At 58.4% G+C, this 435-nt stretch carries 1 protein-coding gene and 1 pseudogene; both read right to left on the bottom strand.

Features of this window, described 5'->3' with window-relative positions:
- On the bottom strand, positions 1 to 203 hold a 203-nt coding region (locus EOA79_RS33310; RefSeq protein WP_206639314.1), incomplete at its 3' end, for a hypothetical protein.
- Positions 187 to 435, bottom strand: a pseudogene (locus tag EOA79_RS33315) (hypothetical protein); the annotation flags it as partial. The pseudogene EOA79_RS33315 and the gene EOA79_RS33310, both read right to left, overlap by 17 nt.

A 435-nucleotide genomic window follows, 5' to 3' on the forward strand; every position in this document is an offset into this window, starting at 1 on the left:
CGGGGAAATTCGATGATCGTTGCAGCTGGCTCGGTTCCAGCGCTCAATGCCCCGGCTCTTCCTCCAGAACACCTGGAGTAAATCGCGCCGGTCAACCGTCTGCCTGCGGTATGAGCATGGATAGAAATGCTCTCTTCCGGGATATCCTGGCCGCCGTGCAGCTTGCTGGGAACGGCGGGCCAGGGGTCAGATAGTTTCGTCATGTCGCTCGAACCTGCCATTGCGGCAAAAAGGTCCGGAACCATCCTTCAAGCTGATGGAATCGCGGATCGCGTGTGCAGGATCGGCATTTCCCGGCTGTTCGCCAGAGGTAGAGCGGTTCGCATTTGGGTTGACTTCTAGCCTGCACCTGGCGCAACGCCGCATGTAGTGCTTGAAGTTGGCGAAGGGTTTCTCGATTGGGTTGAGGTCCGGACTATAGGGGGCAGGAAGGAG

Source organism: Mesorhizobium sp. M1A.F.Ca.IN.020.03.2.1 (assembly GCF_004023205.1).
Classification (GTDB): domain Bacteria; phylum Pseudomonadota; class Alphaproteobacteria; order Rhizobiales; family Rhizobiaceae; genus Mesorhizobium.